We start from the raw sequence: 19499 nt of genomic DNA, 5'->3' as shown, positions 1-19499 counted from the left end.
AATGCATCTGCTTCTCGCTCAACAGGGGACGATCAGCGACGGGGACGAGGCGATCGACCTCGGCCAGTCGCCGGGCGATATCCTGTTCCTGTCTGCTGCCGATACCGAGCTTGCGGCGATTGCCGCGGCCCATAGCGGCGGAGAAGGAGGCTATTCGCTGAGGCTTGCGAGCCTGATGAGCCTGAAGCACCCGATGTCGGTCGATGCCTATGTGGAGCGGACGGCGCGGCATGCGAAGCTGATCATCGTGCGGGCGCTCGGCGGGGCGAGCTATTTTCCACTATGCGCTGGAGGCGCTGCATGCGGTCGCGGCGCGCAGCGGTGCGCTGATTGCGGTGCTGCCGGGGGATTCGAAGCCGGATGCCGGGCTGACGCCGTTTTCCAATGTGGTTCTGGATGATCTGAATGCGCTATGGGCCTATCTGATCGAGGGTGGCGATGCCAATGCGCGAGGCTTTCTTGCCTATGCGGCGGCGATGCTTTCGGGAGAAGAGAAGCCGGCGCCGGCCGCGCCGTTGATGAAGGCCGGGATCTGGTGGCCGGGGCGGGGGCTTGTTGGGGTCGAGGAGTGGCGGAAGCTCACCGGTTCTGTCGTCTCCCCAGCGGGGAGAAGATGCCCGGCAGGGCAGATGAGGGGGGCGAGCGACGGAGAGAGCGAGCAACAGGAGCACGATTTCGAGGTTTGTGGAGTGGCCCCCTCATCCGACCCTTCGGGCCACCGACCGGGGTCGAGCCACGGGTCTCGACCCGTCCTCCGGACCCCCGCTGGGGAGAAGGGACAGGCAGCACCCGTCGTTGCCATCGCCTTCTACCGCGCACTCGTGCAGAGCGGCGAAACCCGGCCTGTCGAGGCACTGATCGAAACCCTGGAGGCGCAGGGTCTTCGCCCATTGCCGGTCTTTGCCTACAGCCTCAAGGACCCGGTTTCCAAGGGCATCCTCGAAGCCATCTTCGCCGATCTCCAACCCGACGTGGTCATCAACACGACAGGTTTTGCCGTGTCCGCACCCGGCGCCGATCGCGAGCCGACGGTGCTGGAGGCCAACGACGCGATCGTGCTGCAGGCGATCTTTTCCGCCTCGTCGCGGGAGGCCTGGGCCGCCTCATCGCAAGGCTTGTCGGCCCGCGATCTCGGCATGAACGTCGCGCTGCCGGAGGTGGATGGCCGCGTGCTTTCGCGCGCCGTCTCCTTCAAGGCTGCCGCTCGCTACGATGCCGCGGTCGAGGCTAATATCGTTTCCAGCGAGCCGGATGCCGGACGCATGGCCTATGTCGCGGCCCTTGCCGCCAATTGGGCGCGGCTGCGGCAGCGACCGGTTTCAGAGCGGCGTGTCGCGCTGGTCATGGCGAACTATCCGAACCGGGACGGACGGCTCGGCAACGGCGTCGGGCTCGATACGCCCGCCGGGACGATCGAGGTGATGCGGGCGATGGCGGAGGCTGGTTATCCGCTCGCCGATATTCCCGATGATGGCGATGCGCTCATGCGGCATCTGATGGCCGGGCCGACCAATTCCGGTTTCGACGGCAAGGTCGTGCGCGAGCGGCTTTCCTTGAGTCGATACAAGGATTTCTTCGCCTCTCTTCCCAATCAGATTCAGGATGAAGTGAGCGCGCGATGGGGCGATCCGAAGGCCGATCCCTATATGCGCGAGGGTGCTTTTGCGCTCCCCTTTGCACGCTTTGGCGGGCTGCTTGTCGGCATCCAGCCGGCACGCGGCTACAATATCGATCCGAAGGAAAGCTATCACTCGCCCGATCTCGTGCCGCCGCATGGCTATTTCGCCTTCTATGCCTTCCTGCGCGAAGAGTTCGGCGCCGATGCGGTGATCCACATGGGCAAGCATGGCAATCTGGAATGGCTGCCGGGCAAGGCGCTGGCGCTGTCGGAAGCCTGTTATCCCGAAGCGATCCTCGGACCGCTGCCGCATCTCTATCCCTTCATCGTCAACGATCCGGGCGAGGGCACTCAGGCGAAGCGCCGCACGGCCGCCGTCATCATCGATCATCTGACGCCGCCGCTGACGCGGGCCGAAAGCTACGGGCCGCTCAAGGATCTGGAGGCGCTGGTCGATGAATATTACGAGGCCTCGGGCGTCGATCCCCGGCGTATCCGGCTGCTGTCCCGGCAGATCCTCGAGCTTGTTGCCGACATCGGGCTGGATCGGGACGCGGGGATTGCAAAGGGTGAGAGCGAAGGCGAGGCTTTGAAGAAGCTCGACGCCTATTTGTGCGATCTCAAGGAAATGCAGATCCGCGACGGGTTACATGTGTTTGGCGTGTCGCCCGAGGGCCGGCTGCTGACTGATCTCACCGTGGCGCTGGCGCGGGTGCCGCGTGGGCTGGGTGAGGGCGGGGATGCGAGTTTGCAGCGGGCGATTGCGGGGGATGTGTTGACTTTCCCCCTTCTCCCCAGCGGGGAGAAGATGTCCGTCAGGACAGATGAGGGGGCAAGCGACGTGAGGAGCGAGCGGCTGAGCGAAGGCGAGGCCGAGCCTATGGCCCCCTCATCCGACCCTTCGGGCCACCTTCTCCCCGCTGGGGAGAAGGGGAGTCGCGTGCTTCAGCGTTCCTTCGATCCACTTGATTGTGACATGGCCGGCAATTGGGTCGGCTCACGTCCGGCAATCCTGGCAGAAATCACCGATGCCCCCTGGCGCACGAACGGCGACACAGTCGAGCGCATCGAACTGCTCGCCGCCAAGCTCGTTTCCGGCGAACTCGCTTGCCCAACTGTCTGGTCCCAAACCAGATGCGTACTCGACGAGATCGCGGCCCGCCTCAAACCTTCCATCCTCGCCTGCGGTCCGGCCGAAATCACCAGTCTGCTGCGCGGCCTCGACGGTCGTTTCGTCCCGCCCGGTCCATCCGGTGCACCGACGCGCGGGCGGCCTGACGTGTTGCCGACCGGGCGGAATTTCTACTCCGTGGACAGCCGCGCGGTGCCCACACCGGCCGCTTACGAACTCGGCAAGAAATCGGCCGAATTGCTGATCCGCCGCTACGTTCAGGATCACGGCGAATGGCCTGTCTCCTTCGGGCTGACGGCCTGGGGCACGTCCAATATGCGCACCGGCGGCGACGATATCGCGCAAGCGCTGGCGCTGATCGGCGTGAAGCCGGTCTGGGACATGGCGTCCCGCCGCGTCACCGGCTACGAGATCATTCCGCCAGCCATGCTGCGGCGGCCGCGGGTGGATGTGACGTTGCGCATTTCCGGTTTCTTTCGCGATGCCTTTCCCGAGCAGATCGCGCTCTTCGACAAGGCGATCCGCGCTGTCGGCGCACTCGACGAGGATGTGGCCGACAATCCGATAGCCGGGCGCATGCGCGGCGAGGCGGCGCGGCTTGTCGCTGCCGGACTTGATGAGAAGACGGCGGCGAAGCGGGCGGGATATCGCATTTTTGGCTCCAAGCCGGGTGCATATGGCGCCGGGCTGCAGGCACTGATCGACGAGAAGGGCTGGGAGCGGCGGGCTGATCTTGCCGAAGCCTATCTCGTCTGGGGCAGCTATGCCTATGGTGCTGGTGAAGAAGGCAAGGCCGAGCGCGGCGTCTTCGAGGAGCGGCTGCGCTCCATCCAGGCTGTTGTGCAGAACCAGGACAATCGCGAGCACGACCTGCTCGACAGCGACGATTATTACCAGTTCGAAGGCGGCATGGCGGCGGCGGCCGAGGCGTTGGGCGGAGTGCGGCCGGCGATCTATCACAACGATCATTCACGGCCGGAAAAGCCTGTGATCCGTTCGCTCGAAGAGGAGATCGGGCGGGTGGTGCGCGGGCGCGTCGTCAATCCGAAATGGATCGAGGGCGTGATGCGCCATGGCTACAAGGGTGCTTTCGAGATTGCTGCGACGGTCGACTATCTCTTCGCCTTTGCGGCGACGACGGGGGCTGTCGGCAACCATCATTTCGAGGCGGTCTATCAGGCCTTCGTCGCTGATCCCAAAGTGCGCGATTTCATGGAGGAGAAGAACCCGGCGGCGCTCTCCGAAATGAAGGAGCGGCTGCTGGAGGCGATCGAGCGCAGGCTCTGGACGCCGCGCAGCAACTCGGCGCAATTCGATCTTACAGACATCAACGAAACCAAGAAAAAAGCAGGCAGCCAATCATGAGCGAAGAGCCAGTCGTACCAGCCGAAAAGGACGATGCCCGTCACAACGAGAAGATGGCGAAGAAGAAGGCCGCGCGTGACAAGATCATGGCGACCAAGACGGATGAGAAGGGCCTCATCATCGTCCATACCGGCAAGGGCAAGGGCAAGTCGTCGTCCGCCTTCGGCATGATCTTCCGCCACATCGCCCACGGCAAGCCTTCGGCCGTCGTGCAGTTCATCAAGGGCGCGATGTGGACAGGCGAGCGGGATCTGATCGAGAAGCACTTCTCCGATCTCTGCCAGTTCCACACGATGGGTGAAGGTTTTACCTGGGAGACGCAGGACCGGGCGCGGGATGTGGCGGCGGCAGGGGCCGCCTGGGAAAAGGCCAAGGAGCTGATCCGCGACGAGCGCAATTCCATGGTGCTGCTCGACGAGATCAATATCGCGCTGCGCTACGACTATCTCGACATCAACGAAGTCGTCGAATTCCTGAAGAACGAGAAGCCCTACATGACGCATGTCGTGCTGACAGGGCGCAATGCCAAGGACGAACTGATCGAGATTGCCGATCTGGTGACCGAGATGGAGCTCGTCAAGCATCCCTTCCGCTCCGGCATCAAGGGGCAGCCGGGGGTCGAATTCTAAAGCATTGCCAGCAAATATGTCCGCGGTTTTGCGTCCGGAATTGCGCGGAAAAGGTTTAATTGACCAGATGGCTGCGCAGGATCGCGGCCGTCTCCTCATCGGCGGGGAAGAGCGTTTCGATCGCGAGTTCTGACAGGGTGATATCGACGGGCGTGCCGAAGACTGTTGTCGTCGAGATGAAGGAGAGAAGGCCGGCTTTGGTCGAAAGCTGCAGGGGCACGGCGATGCCGGCGAGGTCGGTGTGGGGCTCGGCCGCCTCTTTGGGCGCGGGGTAGGAGAGCAGTTCCTTCAAGAGCTTTTCCAGCACGGGATCGCCCGAGACAGATATCTGTTGGCGCAGCCTATCGAGCAGGTGGGCACGCCATTCGGCGAGATTGGCGATTTGCGGTGCCAGGCCCTGCGGGTGCAGGCTGAGGCGGAGCACGTTGACGGGTGGTTCCAGCAATGTGGGATCGGCAATGGTTTCGAGCAGCGGTGTCAGGGCTGCGTTGGCGGCGATCAACGTCCAGTGGCGGTCGATCGCGATGGCAGGATAGGGCTCATGGCCTTTCAGCACCCTGTCGATGGCGCGGCGTGCAGGAAGAAGGGCGGGATCGTCCAGTTTGCGTTCGGCAAAGACGGGGGCGAAACCCGCTGCGAGAAGCAGCGGGTTGCGATCACGCAAGGGCACGCCGAGACGCTCGGCCAGATGCAGCAGCATTTCGCGGCTCGGGGTCGAGCGCCCGCTCTCGATGAAGCTCAGGTGCCGTTGGGAAATATCGGCTTCCAGCGCGAGGTCCAGCTGGCTCATGCGGCGGCGCTGGCGCCATTCGCGCAGATGATCTCCGAGAGAGCGGGCGGTCGGGCTCATCAGGCGGCTTCCGGCAGTTGGTCGATGAAGCCGCGGACGGATTTCAGCTTGCCGTCTTCGAGTTCGGCGAAATCCGTGCCCTTGATCAGCGCTTCGCCATTGTCGGGGCCGAGGCCCCAGGAGAAGCGCAGGTTGTCGCCGTAGCCATCGGCGGTGCCGATCAGTTCGAAGCGGAAGCCGGGGAAGCGGCTCTGCACGGCCTCGACCAGCGAATTGATCTGCTCATGGCCTTCGCCGCGCATCAGCGGGTCGATATAGGTTGCGGCTTCCGTCCAGCTCTCGGCGATCAGCGCACGGCGGCGGGTGGCATCCGTCTCGTTCCAGATCGCGAGATAGCGCTCGGCGTTGGTCCTTGCCTTGTTCATCTGGGTGTCGTTCATCGGGTCGTCTCCTTTTGATCGCCTGCCATGTTCAGGCAGGGCGATCATCGGCGAAAGCGGTGCAGCCTATCAATTACGCCTGACGTAATGGAAGCCTGATTGCCGGAATCAAATCCAGGTCGCGGCTTGGTGATTTGACAGGTGAGGAGCGAGCCCGAAGATTTGCGGCAACTCTTTTGCCCCGGGAGGAGAAACCCCATGAAAACCCGTTCCTGCAAGGCTTTAGCCGCCTTCGCCATCGCACTTCTCGGCGCTTCGGCCACGCAAGCGAATGTGATCGACGACTGGAATACGATCAAGGTGCCCGCTGCACCGGTGCTGAGGCCGGTCAATGTGAATTTATCGGATACGGCGCTGCTGCTGCTCGATTTCAACGGCGCGCAGGACCCATCGAAAGGCCCGTGCAACACGAAGACCAAGCCGCGTTGCATCGCCTCGCTGCCGAAGGTGGAAAAGCTCTTGAACGAGGCACGCAAGAGCGGCGTGCCCGTCATCTACAGCATCACCGGCGGCGCCACGAAGGGCGATATCGCCAGCGTATTGGCGCCGAGAGAGGGCGATCCGGTGGTGAAGGGCGGCGCCAACAAGTTCATCAACACCGATCTCGAAAAGATCCTGACCGAAAAGCATATCAAGACCATCATCGTGGCCGGAACGGCATCCGAAGGCGCGGTGCTGAATACGGCGGCCTATGCGGCGCTGACCGGCATGAACATCATCCTGCCGGTCGACGGCATGTCGTCGACCGATCCCTATGCCGAGCAATATGTCGCCTGGCATTTCGCCAATGCGCCGGGTGTTTCGGCCAAGACGGTGTTGACGACCATCGACGAGATCAAATTCTAGACGCCAAGCCAGACACGCAGCGGGTTTGCGGGGTCGGAGAGCAGCTTTATCGCAAAGGCGATGCAGACGATGACGAGCAGCGGCTTGATGAGCCTTGCGCCGATGCGCATGGCTAGCCGCGAGCCGAGCTGCGCGCCGAGGAACTGGCAGGCACCCATCAGCAGGCCGATCTTCCACAGCGTGGCGCCGAAGCTTGCGAAGACGACGAGCGCGCCGAAATTCGAGCCGAGATTGAGAAGCTTGGTATGGGCGGTTGCCTTCAGCATGCCGAAGCCGGCAAGCGTGACGAAGGCCAGCATGAAGAAGGAGCCGGTGCCGGGGCCGAAGACGCCATCGTAGAAGCCGATGACCGGCACCAGCGTGAGGCCGAAGAGGAAGGGCGTCATGCGGCGGTGCGTGTCGGAATCATTCAGGTTCGGCTTGACGGCGAAGAAGATGGCGATCGCCACCAGGAGCACCGGCATCACGGCCTGCAGAACCTGGCCGGGCACGAGCGTGGCAAGGGCCGCGCCCAGCGAGCCACCCATGACGGCCATCAGCGCCATCGGCAATTGTTCCGAAAGCTTCACATGGCCCTTGCGGGCATAGGCGATGGTTGCAGAGGCGGCGCCGAAGAGGGATTGCACCTTGTTGGTGCCGAGGGTCTGCAGCGGTGGAATGCCTGCAATCAGCATGGCGGGGACGGTGATGAGGCCGCCGCCGCCGGCGATGGAATCGACGAAACCGGCAAAGAAGGCAGCCGCGCAGAGCAGCAGAAGCAGATGGATGGCGATGTCAGGCAAGAGATTATTCCGGGAGGGGCTTTCGGGCGGCCTTGTTGCATTTCCGGCCATGAGCTGCAATGGCATGGCGGACACAGCGGGGCGCAATCGGCTGATGGGAATGAGCGACATCACCATTGATGAGACAAGGCGGCATGTGCTCGGGCTCGGCTGCGAGCGCGGGACTTCGCCTGCCGAGGTGATGGCCTTAGCAGCCCAGGCGCTGGACGCGGCCGGTATCGCGGGGACGGCGCTGGCTGCGGTTGCCTCGATCGACAGCCGCAGGCAAGAGCCGGCGATCCTTGCCGTTGCCGCGCATTTTTTCGTGCCTGCCGTGTTCTTCGATGCGGCGCGGCTGGAAGCGGAGACGCCGCGGCTGAAAAATCCCTCCGAGATCGTCTTTGCCCGCGTCGGCTGCCATGGGGTGGCGGAAGCGGCGGCCCTTGCGGCCCTGGGCGCGGATGCTGAACTCGTGCTCGGCAAGATCAAATCTCGACATGCGACAGCGGCCGTCGCCCGCATCGGGTTGCACAAAGCCTGACGGGCGCTATGGTGGCGGCACTTCGCGGCGCCATCCGGCTGCCGGCGACTCGCATCCGGAGCACTTCCGATCCTGATTCACGGATTTGCTCTATCCCTTTGTTTTTATGCAGTTTCGAGTACAAGGCCGCCGCACGGTTTTGCTGGAATTGTTCTGGAGGATACACATGCACAAGGTCATTTATGACACTGATCCCGGCGTTGATGACGCAATGGCGCTGCTTTTCCTGCACCGTCATCCGGAGATCGATCTGATCGGCATCACCACTGTCTTCGGCAATGCCTCGATCGAGACGACGACGCGCAATGCGCTGTTCCTGAAGCGGGAATGGGATATCGCGGCCCCCGTTGCCAAGGGTGCAAGCGTCACCGTCGATCCCAAGCGTCACGAGCGCCCCTGGCCGACCATGGTGCATGGCGAAAATGGGCTTGGCGACATGCCGGTGCCCGAGACGATCGACCTGCCGCTCGATCCACGTCCGGCATATCGCTTCATCATCGAGACCGTGCGGGCCAATCCGGGCGAGGTGACGCTGGTTGCCGTCGGGCGCATGACGAACCTCGCGCTGGCGCTGAAGGAAGATCCCGGCATTGCAGGCCTCGTGAAGGAAGTCGTCATCATGGGCGGCAATTTCTATGTGCCGGGCAATGTCTCGCCGGTTGCCGAAGCCAATATTCATGGCGATCCGGAAGCGGCCGATATCGTGCTGACCGCGCCGTGGAAGGTCGTCGTCATCGGTCTCGATGTGACCGCGATCACGACGATGAGCAGGGCCTATCTGCGCGACATGGCTGACAAGGGCGACAAGGCGGTCAAGCAGCTCGACGAGCTCTCGCAATCCTATATCGACTTCTACAAGCATGCGGTCGAGGACGGAATGATGGTGCATGACAGCTGTGCTGCCGTCTATGTCGTGGCGCCGGACCTGTTCAAGACGATTACCGGCGCGCTGCGCGTCGTCTGCGGCGGCATTGCCGATGGCCAGACGGTGATCAAGCCGGACGGACGTCGGTTCCCGCCGGGCGACTGGGATGGCCTGCCGAGCCAGGTGGTTGCAACCGGTATCGAGTCGGAAAAGGTGCTCTCCCTGATCCGCGATACACTGCTGCGCGTCTGATTGCCTCAGACGGGCCGGATGCGCGATCTGCTGCCGGCCCGTTTCTGATTCCGGAATCCAATCAATCGTTTATCTGGATTGCTTGCGAGCTTGATTCCGGTTCTTGCGGAGTTGATTCAATCGCGTTTTGTCAACTTCCAGTGCGCGGCCCTCGACGCCGTTGACCTCGTCATCCGGCGGGCCTAGATCAGCTGGATGATCGATGGTGCATTCTCACATCTGCCGGCGCTGGAGCCGGGCAGCGTCTGGCTTGTCGGTGCCGGTCCGGGCGACCCGGGCCTGCTGACGCTGCTAGCTGCGAAGGGATTGGCGGAAGCCGATGTTGTCGTCCACGACGCGCTGGTCAACGAAGACTGTCTGAAGCTCGCACGACGGGGTGCGGAGCTCGAATATGCTGGTAAACGCGGCGGCAAGCCCTCGGCCAAACAGCGGGATATTTCCCTGCGGTTGGTGGAATTGGCGCGGGCGGGCAAACGCGTGCTGCGGCTGAAAGGCGGCGATCCCTTCGTTTTCGGCCGTGGCGGGGAAGAGGCGCTGACGCTGGTCGAGCACAATATCCCGTTCCGCATCGTGCCGGGCATCACGGCAGGCATCGGCGGGCTGGCCTATGCCGGCATTCCGGTCACGCATCGCGAGATCAACCATGCCGTGACGTTCCTGACCGGCCATGATTCCTCCGGCATCGTGCCCGATGCGATAAACTGGGGCGCGATCGGCAAGGGTTCGCCCGTCATCGTCATGTATATGGCGATGAAACATATCGCCCAGATCAGCGCCAATCTGATCGCATCGGGCCGTTCGGCGTCCGAGCCTGTCGCCTTCGTCTGCAATGCTGCGACCGGTGAGCAGCAGGTGCTGGAGACCACGCTTGGAGAAGCGCCTGCAGCGGTTGCCGCTTCCGGGCTGGAGCCGCCGGCAGTCGTCGTCGTTGGCGAGGTGGTACGGCTTCGCGCTTCGCTTGACTGGCTCGGCGCGCTCGGCGGACGCCGTCTGCAGCCCGATCCCTTTCGTCATGCCGGCGGGCAGGGAAAGGAGACGGCATGAGCGGATTGCTGATCGCTGCGCCATCGTCCGGCTCCGGCAAGACCACGGTAACACTTGGGCTGCTCCGGGCGCTACGCAATCGCGGCGTCGCCGTTGCGCCCGGCAAGGCCGGCCCCGACTATATCGATCCGGCCTTCCATGCCGCGGCGAGTGGCTCGCTCTGCCTGAATTTCGATCCCTGGGGCATGCGGCAGGAGCTGATTTCGGCCAACGCGACACTGCATCGTTCCGGCGACCGCGTGTTGCTCATCGAGGGCATGATGGGCCTGTTCGACGGGGCGGCCGACGGGCGCGGTACGGCGGCGGAACTTGCGGCGCAGCTTGGGCTTTCCGTGGTGCTCGTCGTCGATGCCTCGCGGCTGTCGCAATCGGTGGCGCCCCTCGTCAGCGGAAATCCTTCAATCTCCTCATATCTCCAATCCTTCTACACCATCCCACTGACTTCCCTCTACCTTCCATCTAATCATCATCTCCCTTCCCCTATCCTTCCTCACCTCCATCCCCACTACCTCATACCACCTCCATTCATCTCATATTCCCGTCCCTATCTTCCACACTTTCATTATCCTTCTTCTCTCCATTTTCTCCCCCACTCTTTCCAACACTTCAAAATCTTTCCCCATCCTAAACCTCCTCTATCCCAAACCCTCTAACCCATCATCCCTCCCACCTTCCTTCCTTTTCATTAACCCTTCCCCAACCTTCATCCCCCCACACTCCCTCATAATCCACCCAACCTTTCCTTCCCACTCCCTAATCCTTCTCTCCTCCAAAATCCCAACATCACATATCCCCCCTTCCACTCACCCACCCGTCCGATGCAGAACTCGCCTCTACTTGCTGCCAGTCAAAACCCCAAAATCTCGCCTCATCCTAATACCTCACCTTGCAGCCGACCTCGCTTCCAACATTTCCCCTTCCTTCCATATCGTAGTGCATTCATGCACATCTGGGCCTGCCCTCCTCATAATTTTTGCCAGGTGCGATGAGGGCCGCGGCGGCCCGCGGCCTGCGCATCTACGGCGAATGCGGCGGCTACATGGTGCTCGGCGACGGACTGATCGATGGGGAAGGCGTGCGCCACGAAATGCTCGGCCTGCTGCCGGTCGTCACCAGCTATGAGACGCGCCAGCGGCACCTCGGCTATCGGCAGGTGACGCCGCTTGCGGGCGCCTTCTTCGACAAGGCGATGACGGCGCATGAATTCCACTATTCCACCATCGTCTCCGAAGGCGAGGGCGACCGGCTGTTTGCGACGCAGGATGCGCTTGGAAACGATCTCGGTGCGGCGGGCCTCAGGCGCGGGCAGGTGGCCGGCTCCTACATGCACCTGATCGATCTTGCCGGGACAGCCGCATGAACGCGCCCATCGTGCATGGCGGCGGCATTACCGCGGCGGCGGCAAGCTTCGGCGGCCGGCTGGAGGACTGGCTCGATCTTTCGACCGGCATCAATCCCATTCCGGCGGCCTTGCCGGAAATCCCTGCAAGGGCCTGGCATCGCCTGCCGGATCGGCATCTCATCGAGACGGCGCGGCATGCGGCGCGGGATCACTATCGCAGCGGCGGAATCCTTCCCTTGCCGGTTCCGGGCACGCAGTCCGTCATCCAGCTTCTGCCGCGCCTGGTTGCGGTCGACGGGCTTTCCGCCGAGGGCCGGCGCGTGGCGATCCTCTCCCCGACATATGGAGAGTATGCGCGAGCTTTTACGGCGGCCGGTTTCGTCGTCGATGCGGTTGATCATATCGATGATATCGGCGCGCAGCATGGACTGGCCGTCGTGGTCAATCCGAACAACCCGGATGGCCGGATCCATGCTGCCGACAGGCTGGAAGCGCTGCATGAACGGCTGAAGGTGGGCGGCGGTTTCCTTGTTGTCGACGAGGCTTTCGGGGACACAAGCCCGGACACGAGCCTTGCGCCGCGTGCAGCGAGGCTTTCGAACCTGATCATCTTCCGCTCCTTCGGAAAATTCTTCGGGCTGGCGGGGCTGCGGCTCGGCTTTGCCATTGCGCGGGGCGATATTCTCGCGCGTTTCGAGGACTGGCTCGGCCCCTGGGCCGTATCGGGGCCGGCGCTTTCGATTGCCGGTTCGCTGTTGAATTCTGATGTCTCCGGGATCGCCACCTCGATTGCCGAGCGGCAGGCGGGCCTGCATGCGGTGCTGGCCGGGGCCGGCCTCGTCATTGCCGGTGGTACACCGCTTTTTACGCTTGTTGCCGACGCCAGGGCCGGTGACATTTACACGACTCTCTGCCGCCATCATATTCTCGTCCGCCGGTTCGATTATGCGCCGGACTGGCTGCGCTTCGGCCTTGCCCCCGACGCTGCCGATGATGCAAGACTTGCCGCGGCCCTTCGGAGCATTGACCGATGAATTTCGATGAACATTTTCTGGTGCTGGTTCTGGCGCTGCTGCTCGACCGCATCATCGGCGATCCGCAATGGCTGTGGATGCGCGTGCCGCATCCCGTCGCGATCTTCGGCAAGGCGATCGGTTATTTCGACCAGCATTTCAACCGCGAGATCCTGAGCAAGGCACAACGCCGGCAGAATGGTGTTGTGGTGATCCTGGCGCTGTCGGTGCTCGCCGTCGTCACCGGGCTGGTGCTGCACTGGTTTCTCATGCTCTTCGGCCCCGTCGGCATCCTGCTCGAGGTTTTCTGCGTGGCGATATTCCTGGCGCAGAAGAGCCTGTCGGATCACGTCGCGGCTGTCGCAACCGCGCTCAGGGCCGAAGGTCTCGTCGGCGGGCGCAAGGCGGTGTCGCGCATCGTCGGGCGCGATCCGGAAACGCTGGACGAGCCAGGTGTCTGCCGTGCGGCGATCGAGAGCCTCGCCGAGAATTTCTCCGATGGCGTCGTCGCACCGGCGCTCTGGTATGCGATCTTCGGCCTGCCGGGCCTGTTCTTCTACAAGATGCTGAATACGGCGGATTCGATGATCGGCCACCGCTCGGAGAAATATGTCGATTTCGGCTGGGCGTCGGCCCGGCTCGACGATATCGCCAACTGGCCGGCTGCGCGCCTCTCCATCCTGTTGATCGCCGTCGGCGCCGGCATTCGCCGCGGCACAACCGCCTTCAGCCATGCCTTCCGCGTGGGTGTCCGCGACGGCAAGCTGCACCGTTCGCCGAATTCCGGCCGCCCGGAGGCGGCCATGGCCGGCGCGCTCGATCTCCAGCTTGCCGGCCCACGCGTCTATTCGGGCGTGGTCGTACGCGAGCCGATGATCAACGGAACCGGCCGGGACGTGGCGACCGCGGGCGATGTGGAGGACGGGATTTCGGTCTTCCAGGCCAGCTGCATGGCGCTGACGCTGCTTACCTTCGTGGCCTTCGTCTGCCTGCTGTGAGCCAGGAATGTCCTATCCGGAAGAACAGCTGTGGGAGAAGATCAATGATGGCTGGACTTCCATGTCCTTCCGGCAGCGGCGTTTCTGGGATGCGATCCGCCGGCCGCCCGAGGAATGGGAATTGCCTGGCCACGACCGGTGCTGGGTCGTGGCGCTGATCGGTTCGACGGTGATCTATTACAATCAGTTCGAACATGGCTTCAATCGATCGGCATGGACGCAATATGGTGTGATCGATCACTTCCAATCCCTGCAGGATGGGCTGGACGAGGCTGTCCAGCGGCAGCTCGATGTGCTGGATACCGGAAGTGATGTCGGCCCCTGGGGGAGCCCGCCGATCCCAGGCAAATATCCGAATTCCTAGGAACTTTGGGGGGCACGCCGTCCCTTAATCATCAGCAACATCACCAGCACTCCGCTCAACAGGCCGAGCGACAATGGCAGGCCTTGGTGGCCTGCCAGTTGCATCGCCATGCCCGTCGCGGGCGAGCCGACGATGCCGCCGAGGCCCCAGACGAGGGCGAAGGCGGCGTTGCCGGCGATCAGGGACTGGCCGGTGAAGCGCTCGCCGAGCTGGATCAGCGACAGCGTGTAGATGCCGAAGGAGACGCCGCCCCAGGCGAAAAACAGCGGCCAGATGAGCCATGTGTCGAACAGCACGGGCAGGAACAGGCAGCCGGCGAGCGACGTCAGCACGCAGGCGAAAAGTGTGCGGCGCGAGCCGAATAATTCGGCGAGGCGGCCGAGCACGATCTGCAGTGCCGCATTGCCTGCGATGAAACAGGTGATCAGCGCGGCGATGCGCTGCTCGGGGCTGCCGAGGGCGGCGCCATAGACGGCGAAGAGGGCGAGCAGAACCTGTTCGAAACCGGCGGCGACGAAAACGGCAAGGAGCAGGAGCGGCGCAAGCCGGAAAAAACCGGCAACCGATGTTGCTTCGCCCTCCTGGGGCATGGCGGGCAGGCGCCTTGCGACGGCAAAGACGATCAGGCCGCAGAGGAGGAAGGCCACGATACCGATCAGGAAGGGTGGCCAGCCTTCCGTGCCGGCAAGGCCGAGGGATAGCGGGCCGAGGGCGAATCCGCCTGATACGACCGAGGAATAGAGACCCAGGATGCGGCCGCGGCGCGCGGCGGGCGTGATGGCGAGCAGCCAGGTTTCGCTGATGACGTAGAGTGGATTGGCGAAGACGCCGAGCAGGAAGCGCAGCGGCATCCAGGCCCAGACGTCTTGGATCGCGGCAATGGCGATCAGGCTCAGGGCTGCGAGGACCGAGCAGAGGATGGCAAGCCTGATGGCGCCGAAGCGGCGCGACAGAGCAGGAATGAAGGGGGCCGAGACGATGAAGCCTGTCGGTGTCATCGCTGCCGACAAGCCGATCAGGCCGGATCGTGTATCCTGCCGCTCAAGGATGAAGCTCAGGAGCGGATAGGTCAGGCCTTGCGCCATGGCGAAGACCGTGACGGTGACGATGATGCCTGTCATCGCGGCCCATGGGAGGCGCGCAGCTTGCGGCGGTGTCGCTGCCGACCCGTCGATTGTTGCTGCCAGCGAAAACTGGCGATCGTCCGTCATCGCGACATTCCTCACACGTGCCAGAAGAACCCAGAGGCCTCGAACCCTGCCTGTTGCGGCGTCAGGCCGATATCGTCGAGCAGAGCGGGGCTGATCTTCGACCTTTGTTTCCATTGCCGGCGGATGAGGATCTGCCGGAACCAGCGTGCGATCACGCCTGCCGGGATGAACGGACCCTGATACCGACGCGACGATCTGCGATGCGGGGCGCATGCAAGGGTGCAGCAATCGCTCATGATTACCTCCATTGGCATTGAAGGTTCGCAACCTTCGCCTTCGAACGAGCCTGGAGTCTGGACGATGCGGCGGGCCCCGTAATTAAGCGCTTCCAAAAAGTTCTCAAAAATTTCCAAACCGTCGAAAGGTTGCCATTTGGCTACCTATATTGACAGCGAGGCCGCCCCATGCTTAGGTAGCCATATGGCTACGTATCAACCAGACTTGCCCCGTATCTTTGGCGCTCTCTCCGATCCCACGCGGCTCGCGGTCGTCGAAAGGCTCGTGAGGGGCCCTGCGTCGGTCTCCGAACTGTCCGAACCCTTTGATCTCGCACGCCCTTCCTTTCTCAAGCACCTGCGGGTTCTCGAAGAGGCCGAGCTTGTAACATCCGTCAAATCGGGCAGGGTTCGGACCGTCAGTCTTTCGCCGGATGCACTGGGTTGGGTCGAGTCATGGGTGCACACACATCGCCGGGCCTTGGAGGATCGCTTCGATCGCCTGGCCACGTTTCTTAATCAGGAGCAATGAAATGACGAGTCCGGAACAAGTTCACGAAACGATAGTAATCGAGCGCGTCCTGCCGAATTGCCGCGACCATGTCTGGTCCGCCTGGGCGCTGATCGAGAAGAAGAAAGCGTGGTTCGGCAACGGGATGACCAAACTGGAATTCTGGCCCGGCGGGGCCGAGCATCTCACGCATGTCTCGGATATGGGCACGCACACCAACGAAACGCGGTATTTCGAGATCAAGGACCGTGAACGGATCGTCTTTGCCTATTCGATGGCGCTGAATGGGAGGGTTCACACGGTGTCGCTTGCCACAGTCATATTTGCAGATCACGGCGGCGGCACCCGGATGACATATACCGAACAGATGTGTGTCATTCCTCCGAGTGACGGCGCAGACGGCCGCAAACACGGATGGACGTCGCTGCTGAAATCGCTGGAGGACTTCCTGGCAACGGATACGAGACTATCGGCATGACGCATCAGGACATCAGGACATGACGGCCCCATCTTCCTTTCTTGGTCTTCCCGATCGCTTCGCCGATGGCCGCACGCCGCATGCGGTGATCTTCTCGGCCGCGCACGGCAGCACCTATCCCGGCAAGGACAGCAGCGGCTATGCGCTCGCGGCCGCCGCCATCCGCGCCGCGAGCCGGGAGGATGCCGGTCTCGTCGAGCACTGGGATTTCGATCTCGGCGGTCCGCTCTTTGGCGGCGGGCCGGTCTCCTGCGTGGACGCCGGCAACATCGAGACCATCATGCATGACAATGCCGGCAACCGGGGACGGATCGAGGCGAAGACGCGTGAGATCCTGGCATTGCCGGCCGTGCCGATCCTGCTCGGCGGCGATGATTCCGTGCCCATTCCCTTCCTTGCGGGCTTTGCGGATCACGGGCCTGTCTGGGTCTTGCAGATCGATGCCCATATCGATTGGCGCGACGAACTTCATGGCGAGCGCCATGGCTATTCGAACCCGATGCGACGGGTCAGCGAGATGCCGCATGTCGCCGGCATCGTCCAGGTCGGCATGCGTGGCGTCGGCAGTGCGCGGCCGAGCGAGATCGAAGCCGCACTAAGCTATGGCAGCCGTTTCGTCACGGCGCGCGAGGTTCATGCCGGCGGTGTCGAAGCTGCCTTGCAGCATATTCCCGAGGGCGCGCGGGTCGTCGTCACTCTCGATTGCGATGGCCTTGATCCTGGCATCATGCCGGGAGTAGCGGCGCGCAGCCCGGGTGGGCTCACCTATACGCAGGCGATCGACCTGATTGCCGGGCTCGGCAGGCGGGCGCGCATCGCCGGTTTCGACCTCGTGGAGCTTTATCCTCCGGCCGATATTGACGGCCTGTCAGCGCTCACCGCATCGCGCCTGCTCGTCAACGCGATCGGCGCCATCGTCAGGCAGGGCTGAAGCACTGCCTGCTGTCGTCGCATCGGCATCAGGCAGAGCGGTTCCAACCTGGCATGAAAGCCTCTAGGATGCGCGCCATGCAGGGAGCGCGTTTTGCCTTTGGTCCGTTCGTGCTTGATCCGGAGGCGGGAACGCTTCTGCGGAACGAAGATCCCGTTGCGGTCGGGCATCGCGGGGTAAGGCTGCTTGCCGCATTTGTCGGGAGGCCCGGCGAAATCCTGGCCAAGAACGAGCTGATGGACGCGGCCTGGCCTGACACGGCGGTCGAGGAGGGCAATCTCACCGTCCAGATCGCGCAGCTACGCAAGCTTCTGGGGCCTGCCGCGGATGGCGGCGAATGGATCTCGACGGTTCCGCGCATCGGCTACCGCTTCACCGGCAGTATAAGACAGCTTGGCGGCGAGAAGCGGAAGCATTTGGCGCTGCCGGACAAACCCTCGATTGCCGTTCTGCCCTTTGTCACCGTCAGCGGCGATCCGGAGCAGGAAGATTTTGCGGATGGGCTGACCGAAGACCTGATCACTGATCTTTCCCGGACTTCCGATCTCTTCGTCATCGCCCGCAATTCGAGCTTCGCCTACAAGGGAAGGGCGATGGATGTGCGTGATATCGCAGGCGAACTCGGCGTGCGCTATCTGCTCGACGGAAGCGCCAGACGGGCCGCCGGGCGCGTGCGTATCAATGCCCGGCTCGTCGATGCCGAAAGCGGCGATCATCTCTGGGCGGAGCGTTTCGATCGCAGCCTTGAGGATATATTTGCAGTTCAGGACGAAGTCACCGGCAAGATCGTCGAAGCGCTGCTTGGCAGGCTGCGCCCTCTGCCGCCACGCAATCGGCCGAAGAATCTGGAGGCCTATGATCTCTGCGTGCGGGCGCGCACGCTGATGGACGATGCGCCGCAAACTGCGCGGGAAACGCAGCTGATGCTGACGCGGGCGATTGCGCTCGATCCTGATTATGCCGAGGCGCATCGCTGGCTTGCGCTGAACCACTGGATGGGATGGGTGCATAGCGGCGGTCCGACCAAGGCCGATCGCGGCAGGGCGCTGGAACTGGCGCGCAAGGCGGTGGCGCTCGATGCCAACGATGCCGGCTGCCGCTGGGTGCTTGCCTATCTCCTTGCCTATGAGCGGAGTTTTACGGAGGCGGATGCGGAGTTCGAAAAGGCGATCGAACTCGACCCGAACGAGGCCGACACATGGGCGGCGCTGTCGGACATTTCCGTTCTCGCCGGGCGGATCGAGGAAGGTCTCGAACAGATCGGCAAGGCCTTCCGGCTGAACCCGTTTCCGGCCAGCTGGTATTATCTGACGCTCGGTCAGGCGCAATATGCCGCCCGCGACTATGAAGCAGTGGTCGAGACGCTGCGGCGCGACGAGACCTATCGCACGAGCTCACGCCGTTTCCTGGCTGCAGGCCTTGCGCAGCTCGGCCGGCTGGACGAAGCGCGCAGCGAAGCAGAACTCTTCCTCGTTGCAAACCCGCAATTTTCGATCAGCCATTGGGCGGCGACGGAACCGTTCCGGGACGCGGCGACCCTGGCGCATTTCGTCGATGGATACCGCAAGGCCGGGTTTCCGGAGTAAGGCGGAGTGCCGCCAAATAGCCATCCTTGTTAAAAATGTGATTACCATTCGAGTTAAAGCAAAATAGGAAGTATTGTCGTAGTCTCTCCCTCGTTAGGCAGAAAAAAGCCTTTAAAGGTTCGATAGAGGGACGACCATGAAGACGTTTTTGGCGGCGGCGACCGCAGTATTGTTATTGCAATTTTCTCCCGTTGCGGCTGAGGCAGCAACGCTGGTTGCCAATGTCAGCCTCAGCAAGCAGACGATGACCGTTACCGAGAATGGTTGGGTGAAGTATCGCTGGAAGGTTTCCACCGCGCGCAAGGGTTATTCCACGCCGACGGGTTCGTGGAGCGCCAAGTGGCTGTCGCGCGATCACCGCTCGAAGAAATACGACAATGCGCCGATGCCGTTCGCCGTGTTCTTCAACGGCGGTTATGCCGTTCACGCCACCTTCGAGCGCAAGCGGCTTGGCACACCGGCCTCGCATGGCTGCGTGCGCCTCGATCCTGCCAATGCGGCCGAGTTCTTCTCGATGACGCGGGAAAACGGTCTCGCCAATACGCGCGTGGTCATCACGCGGTAATC

At 62.8% G+C, this 19499-nt stretch carries 20 protein-coding genes and 2 pseudogenes; 17 read left to right on the top strand and 5 right to left on the bottom strand.

The features are described 5' to 3' along the window. Position 1: 1 nt before the first annotated feature. From LVY75_24450 to cobO, 3 genes are read left to right on the top strand one after another with little or no spacing between them, the layout of a single operon-like run. Positions 2 to 400, top strand: coding sequence for a hypothetical protein (locus LVY75_24450; protein ID XAZ21955.1), 399 nt, complete (start codon positions 2 to 4; stop codon positions 398 to 400). After that, complete coding sequence (cobN, locus tag LVY75_24445; GenBank protein ID XAZ21954.1) at positions 336 to 4115, top strand: cobaltochelatase subunit CobN; 3780 nt, start codon at positions 336 to 338, stop codon at positions 4113 to 4115. Before LVY75_24450 ends, cobN begins: the two co-directional genes overlap by 65 nt. After that, a complete protein-coding gene (cobO, locus tag LVY75_24440) occupies positions 4112 to 4744 on the top strand; it encodes a cob(I)yrinic acid a,c-diamide adenosyltransferase (GenBank protein ID XAZ21953.1) in 633 nt (210 codons plus the stop codon). Before cobN ends, cobO begins: the two co-directional genes overlap by 4 nt. Before the next feature lie 55 nt (positions 4745 to 4799). On the opposite strand, the gene LVY75_24435 is transcribed toward cobO, so the two are convergent. Beyond that, on the bottom strand, positions 4800 to 5594 hold the full coding sequence (locus tag LVY75_24435) for a helix-turn-helix transcriptional regulator (protein XAZ21952.1): 795 nt from the start codon (positions 5592 to 5594) through the stop codon (positions 4800 to 4802). Then, the gene (locus LVY75_24430) at positions 5594 to 5959 is read right to left on the bottom strand and encodes a nuclear transport factor 2 family protein (protein XAZ25820.1); all 366 of its coding nucleotides are present in this window, start codon (positions 5957 to 5959) and stop codon (positions 5594 to 5596) included. Before LVY75_24430 ends, LVY75_24435 begins: the two co-directional genes overlap by 1 nt. A 213-nt stretch (positions 5960 to 6172) precedes the next feature. On the opposite strand from LVY75_24430, the gene LVY75_24425 reads away from it, so the two are divergent. Continuing rightward, a complete protein-coding gene (locus LVY75_24425; GenBank protein ID XAZ21951.1) occupies positions 6173 to 6820 on the top strand; it encodes a cysteine hydrolase in 648 nt (215 codons plus the stop codon). Here LVY75_24425 and LVY75_24420 read toward each other — a convergent pair. Beyond that, positions 6817 to 7602 carry a TSUP family transporter gene (locus tag LVY75_24420; protein ID XAZ21950.1) on the bottom strand — a complete coding sequence of 262 codons (786 nt, stop codon included), beginning with the start codon at positions 7600 to 7602 and terminating at the stop codon, positions 6817 to 6819. The genes LVY75_24425 and LVY75_24420 overlap by 4 nt on opposite strands. Before the next feature lie 100 nt (positions 7603 to 7702). Between LVY75_24420 and LVY75_24415 the strand changes: the two genes are divergently transcribed. From LVY75_24415 to LVY75_24380, 8 genes and pseudogenes are all read left to right on the top strand, one after another. After that, entirely contained in the window at positions 7703 to 8122 is a 420-nt protein-coding gene (locus tag LVY75_24415) for a cobalamin biosynthesis protein (protein ID XAZ25819.1), read from the top strand. Positions 8123 to 8288: 166 nt separating this feature from the next. After that, complete coding sequence (locus LVY75_24410; protein XAZ21949.1) at positions 8289 to 9239, top strand: nucleoside hydrolase; 951 nt, start codon at positions 8289 to 8291, stop codon at positions 9237 to 9239. Between the two features lie 195 nt (positions 9240 to 9434). Further along, positions 9435 to 10283, top strand: a complete 849-nt coding sequence (gene cobA / locus LVY75_24405; protein ID XAZ21948.1) for a uroporphyrinogen-III C-methyltransferase — start codon at positions 9435 to 9437, stop codon at positions 10281 to 10283. Further along, positions 10280 to 10675 (top strand): annotated as a pseudogene (locus tag LVY75_24400) (cobyrinic acid a,c-diamide synthase). Before cobA ends, LVY75_24400 begins: the two are co-directional and overlap by 4 nt. Before the next feature lie 602 nt (positions 10676 to 11277). Next, positions 11278 to 11643 (top strand): annotated as a pseudogene (locus tag LVY75_24395) (cobyrinic acid a,c-diamide synthase). Then, positions 11640 to 12659 (top strand): threonine-phosphate decarboxylase CobD, encoded by a 1020-nt coding sequence (gene cobD / locus LVY75_24390; GenBank protein ID XAZ21947.1) that lies wholly within the window; start codon positions 11640 to 11642, stop codon positions 12657 to 12659. The pseudogene LVY75_24395 and the gene cobD overlap by 4 nt, the downstream one beginning before the upstream one ends. Continuing rightward, positions 12656 to 13636 carry an adenosylcobinamide-phosphate synthase CbiB gene (cbiB, locus tag LVY75_24385; GenBank protein XAZ21946.1) on the top strand — a complete coding sequence of 327 codons (981 nt, stop codon included), beginning with the start codon at positions 12656 to 12658 and terminating at the stop codon, positions 13634 to 13636. The genes cobD and cbiB overlap by 4 nt, the downstream gene beginning before the upstream one ends. Before the next feature lie 7 nt (positions 13637 to 13643). Next, positions 13644 to 14000, top strand: a complete 357-nt coding sequence (locus LVY75_24380; GenBank protein ID XAZ21945.1) for a hypothetical protein — start codon at positions 13644 to 13646, stop codon at positions 13998 to 14000. Here LVY75_24380 and LVY75_24375 read toward each other — a convergent pair. Together LVY75_24375 and LVY75_24370 are read right to left on the bottom strand one after the other, a co-directional pair. Beyond that, positions 13997 to 15121: an MFS transporter gene (locus tag LVY75_24375; protein ID XAZ25818.1), complete on the bottom strand. Its 1125-nt coding sequence runs from the start codon at positions 15119 to 15121 to the stop codon at positions 13997 to 13999. The two genes, LVY75_24380 and LVY75_24375, sit on opposite strands and share 4 nt — an antisense overlap. Before the next feature lie 101 nt (positions 15122 to 15222). Beyond that, positions 15223 to 15447, bottom strand: coding sequence for a hypothetical protein (locus LVY75_24370; GenBank protein ID XAZ21944.1), 225 nt, complete (start codon positions 15445 to 15447; stop codon positions 15223 to 15225). A 184-nt stretch (positions 15448 to 15631) separates the two neighbouring features. On the opposite strand from LVY75_24370, the gene LVY75_24365 reads away from it, so the two are divergent. The 5 genes from LVY75_24365 (at position 15632) to LVY75_24345 (ending at position 19497) form a co-directional block, all read left to right on the top strand. Then, entirely contained in the window at positions 15632 to 15958 is a 327-nt protein-coding gene (locus LVY75_24365; protein XAZ21943.1) for a metalloregulator ArsR/SmtB family transcription factor, read from the top strand. A gap of 1 nt (position 15959) precedes the next feature. Beyond that, on the top strand, positions 15960 to 16415 hold the full coding sequence (locus LVY75_24360; protein XAZ21942.1) for an SRPBCC domain-containing protein: 456 nt from the start codon (positions 15960 to 15962) through the stop codon (positions 16413 to 16415). Between the two features lie 19 nt (positions 16416 to 16434). Further along, positions 16435 to 17346 carry an agmatinase gene (locus LVY75_24355; GenBank protein ID XAZ21941.1) on the top strand — a complete coding sequence of 304 codons (912 nt, stop codon included), beginning with the start codon at positions 16435 to 16437 and terminating at the stop codon, positions 17344 to 17346. Positions 17347 to 17423: 77 nt separating this feature from the next. Then, complete coding sequence (locus LVY75_24350; protein XAZ21940.1) at positions 17424 to 18932, top strand: winged helix-turn-helix domain-containing protein; 1509 nt, start codon at positions 17424 to 17426, stop codon at positions 18930 to 18932. A 136-nt stretch (positions 18933 to 19068) separates the two neighbouring features. After that, positions 19069 to 19497: a L,D-transpeptidase gene (locus LVY75_24345; protein ID XAZ21939.1), complete on the top strand. Its 429-nt coding sequence runs from the start codon at positions 19069 to 19071 to the stop codon at positions 19495 to 19497. Positions 19498 to 19499 lie beyond the last annotated feature (2 nt).

The organism is Sinorhizobium sp. B11 (genome assembly GCA_039725955.1).
Lineage (GTDB): Bacteria > Pseudomonadota > Alphaproteobacteria > Rhizobiales > Rhizobiaceae > Rhizobium.
This window is presented reverse-complemented; position numbering and strand designations above follow the sequence as displayed.

Excerpts from the sequence above, each read along its gene's own strand:
- LVY75_24450 (XAZ21955.1), top strand. The coding sequence starts at position 2 with ATGCATCTGCTTCTCGCTCAACAGGGGACGATCAGCGACGGGGACGAG.
- cobO (XAZ21953.1), top strand. The coding sequence starts at position 4,112 with ATGAGCGAAGAGCCAGTCGTACCAGCCGAAAAGGACGATGCCCGTCAC.
- LVY75_24435 (XAZ21952.1), bottom strand. The coding sequence starts at position 5,594 with ATGAGCCCGACCGCCCGCTCTCTCGGAGATCATCTGCGCGAATGGCGC.
- LVY75_24430 (XAZ25820.1), bottom strand. The coding sequence starts at position 5,959 with ATGAACAAGGCAAGGACCAACGCCGAGCGCTATCTCGCGATCTGGAAC.
- LVY75_24425 (XAZ21951.1), top strand. The coding sequence starts at position 6,173 with ATGAAAACCCGTTCCTGCAAGGCTTTAGCCGCCTTCGCCATCGCACTT.
- LVY75_24415 (XAZ25819.1), top strand. The coding sequence starts at position 7,703 with ATGAGCGACATCACCATTGATGAGACAAGGCGGCATGTGCTCGGGCTC.
- LVY75_24410 (XAZ21949.1), top strand. The coding sequence starts at position 8,289 with ATGCACAAGGTCATTTATGACACTGATCCCGGCGTTGATGACGCAATG.
- cobA (XAZ21948.1), top strand. The coding sequence starts at position 9,435 with ATGATCGATGGTGCATTCTCACATCTGCCGGCGCTGGAGCCGGGCAGC.
- cobD (XAZ21947.1), top strand. The coding sequence starts at position 11,640 with ATGAACGCGCCCATCGTGCATGGCGGCGGCATTACCGCGGCGGCGGCA.
- cbiB (XAZ21946.1), top strand. The coding sequence starts at position 12,656 with ATGAATTTCGATGAACATTTTCTGGTGCTGGTTCTGGCGCTGCTGCTC.
- LVY75_24380 (XAZ21945.1), top strand. The coding sequence starts at position 13,644 with ATGTCCTATCCGGAAGAACAGCTGTGGGAGAAGATCAATGATGGCTGG.
- LVY75_24375 (XAZ25818.1), bottom strand. The coding sequence starts at position 15,121 with ATGACAGGCATCATCGTCACCGTCACGGTCTTCGCCATGGCGCAAGGC.
- LVY75_24370 (XAZ21944.1), bottom strand. The coding sequence starts at position 15,447 with ATGAGCGATTGCTGCACCCTTGCATGCGCCCCGCATCGCAGATCGTCG.
- LVY75_24365 (XAZ21943.1), top strand. The coding sequence starts at position 15,632 with ATGGCTACGTATCAACCAGACTTGCCCCGTATCTTTGGCGCTCTCTCC.
- LVY75_24360 (XAZ21942.1), top strand. The coding sequence starts at position 15,960 with ATGACGAGTCCGGAACAAGTTCACGAAACGATAGTAATCGAGCGCGTC.
- LVY75_24355 (XAZ21941.1), top strand. The coding sequence starts at position 16,435 with ATGACGGCCCCATCTTCCTTTCTTGGTCTTCCCGATCGCTTCGCCGAT.
- LVY75_24350 (XAZ21940.1), top strand. The coding sequence starts at position 17,424 with ATGCAGGGAGCGCGTTTTGCCTTTGGTCCGTTCGTGCTTGATCCGGAG.
- LVY75_24345 (XAZ21939.1), top strand. The coding sequence starts at position 19,069 with ATGAAGACGTTTTTGGCGGCGGCGACCGCAGTATTGTTATTGCAATTT.